Raw genomic sequence first — 2,237 nt, forward strand, 5'->3', positions numbered from 1 at the left:
CATGACAATCAAACGATGGCAATTCCAGTTAGCGACCTCATCAGCCAACGATTAACCCGTTTTAACTAACTGGAGGAATTGATAATGAATAAAGACGACTTACTCACCCTAGCAGCGGACTATCCCGCCATTCAGATCACCCGGCAGTTTACCATGCCCGATTTTGATCCCATCACCCTATTTAACGCCCTCAAGCAGGCCGGCGAACCCGGTTTCTTACTAACCGGGAAGCCAAAGGAAACCGAAGATGGTTACACCTTCATCGGCCTTGCCCCAGAGCGAACCTTTACCTACCGGGATCACGTATTGACTGAGACGGATGCCGACGGCCGCGAAACGACCCGCAACGCGGATTTAAAGCCCATCTTAGACGACCTCCTGGCGCAAAACCGGACGCCGCGTCAACCTGAGCTGCCCCCTTTCACCGGTGGCTTAATCGGCTACTTTAGTTATGACTATGCCAAGTACGCCACAACCGCACTACGCGACACCGTGGCTGACCCCATGGGCCTCGACGACGCTGACCTGCTCTTGGTCAACCGGGTCATTGCTTACAACCATCGCAAGCACCAAGTCACCCTTAGCCACGTGATTCCAAGTCTCGAACTTGAAGCCCGATATGAGGTCGTTATGGGCGACCTTGCGACTTTGCAGGCGACCGTTTTGGCCGCCACGCCGAAGCCACTGCCGACCTTTAGCCTCAAAACACCCTTCCACTTTCAGTTCTCACTCAATGAATTCACAAAAAAGGTGGCCGAAACAAAGCAACACGTGATTGATGGCGACATCTTCCAACTTATTTTATCAAACCCGCAACAAGCCACCATGACGGGTTCCCTGCTGCACATTGCACCCACCCTCTTTAAAGCCAGTCCCTCGCCCTATCAGTTTTACTTCCACCACCGCGACTTTGAAACACTAGGGGCATCTCCCGAAACACTCATCACTAAGCGGGGTGACCAACTATTCACGTATCCGCTAGCCGGAACGCGGCGCCGGGGACAAACGCCAGAGGAAGACGCCAAGTTTGCCACGGAATTGCAGACGAGTCCCAAGGAAAAGGCTGAACATAACATGTTAATCGACCTCGGCCGAAACGACTTGGGCCGCGTCAGTGAGTTTGGCTCCGTTCACGTCACCACAACCCGGGCACTGCTCAAATTCGCGAACGTCATGCACTTGGGCTCAACCGTTGAAAGTACCGCAGCCCCTGACGCATCCGCCCTCGACATCGTGAATGCCGTTCTCCCTGCCGGCACCCTATCCGGAGCGCCGAAGATTTCGGCAATGCAGCTTATTAGCCAACTGGAACATCACAAGCGTGGGGTGTACGGTGGCTGTCTCGGGTATTTGGACTACTCTGGCGACCTTGACCTCTGTATCGGAATCCGGTTGACCTACCGTAAAGGCGATCAAATGGTCATCCACTCCGGCGCCGGAATCGTCGCCGACAGTGTTGCCAAATACGAATATCAGGAATTTAACAACAAGGCCCGGGCCGTCAAAGATGCGGTTCTTGCCGCAGACCAAGGAGGACTCACCCATGCTGTACTTAATCGATAATTACGACAGTTTCACCTATAACTTGTACCAATTAATCGGCACCCTGACCGACGAACCCATTGCCGTGATTAAAAACGACACGATGACTGCGGCGGAACTCATGGCAAAGTCGCCTAGCGGTCTCATCTTGTCTCCAGGCCCCGGCCGGCCTGAAAATGCTGGTAACCTGAACACCATCCTCAAGGCGTTTGTCGGCAGAATTCCAATCTTTGGGGTCTGCCTTGGCCTGCAAGCCATTGGTGAGGTGTACGGCGCTCAAGTGGTCCACGCTCCAGCTTTAATGCACGGTAAGCCGTCAACCATGACCCAACAGGGGACCGCCAAGATGTTTGCCAACTGTCCAGCCCAGTTCGAAGCGGCCCGCTACCACTCCCTGGTCATCGACCCCGCCAGTTTACCAGCGACCCTAACAGTGACCGCAACGGCCGATGATGGAACGATCCAAGCCGTCGAAGATGATGTTAATCAAGTCTATGGTGTCCAGTTTCATCCTGAATCCATCATGACAGATCCAGTGGTTGGGGCCCAACTGATTAAAAATTACTTGGCCCAAATCCGCGTGGCATCAGCGCTACACAACTTAGCCTAAAACTTTTTTGATTAAAACTGTTGACACCAGTCACAGAAAGTTTTAATCTTATGTCAATCAAATAACCGTCCATATAAACCGTTGA

2 protein-coding genes are annotated in these 2,237 nt (G+C 52.9%); both read left to right on the plus strand.

Annotation, left to right across the window (positions count from 1 at the left end; genetic code table 11):
* Positions 1-84 precede the first annotated feature (84 nt).
* Entirely contained in the window at positions 85-1,563 is a 1,479-nt protein-coding gene (locus FC96_RS12465) for an anthranilate synthase component I family protein (RefSeq protein ID WP_056943234.1), read from the plus strand.
* Positions 1,544-2,152, plus strand: coding sequence for an anthranilate synthase component II (locus FC96_RS12470; RefSeq protein WP_055679970.1), 609 nt, complete (start codon positions 1,544-1,546; stop codon positions 2,150-2,152). Before FC96_RS12465 ends, FC96_RS12470 begins: the two co-directional genes overlap by 20 nt.
* Positions 2,153-2,237: the final 85 nt, after the last annotated feature.

The organism is Secundilactobacillus kimchicus JCM 15530, from assembly GCF_001433995.1.
GTDB lineage: Bacteria > Bacillota > Bacilli > Lactobacillales > Lactobacillaceae > Secundilactobacillus > Secundilactobacillus kimchicus.

Excerpts from the sequence above, each read along its gene's own strand:
- FC96_RS12465 (WP_056943234.1), top strand. The coding sequence starts at position 85 with ATGAATAAAGACGACTTACTCACCCTAGCAGCGGACTATCCCGCCATT.
- FC96_RS12470 (WP_055679970.1), top strand. The coding sequence starts at position 1,544 with ATGCTGTACTTAATCGATAATTACGACAGTTTCACCTATAACTTGTAC.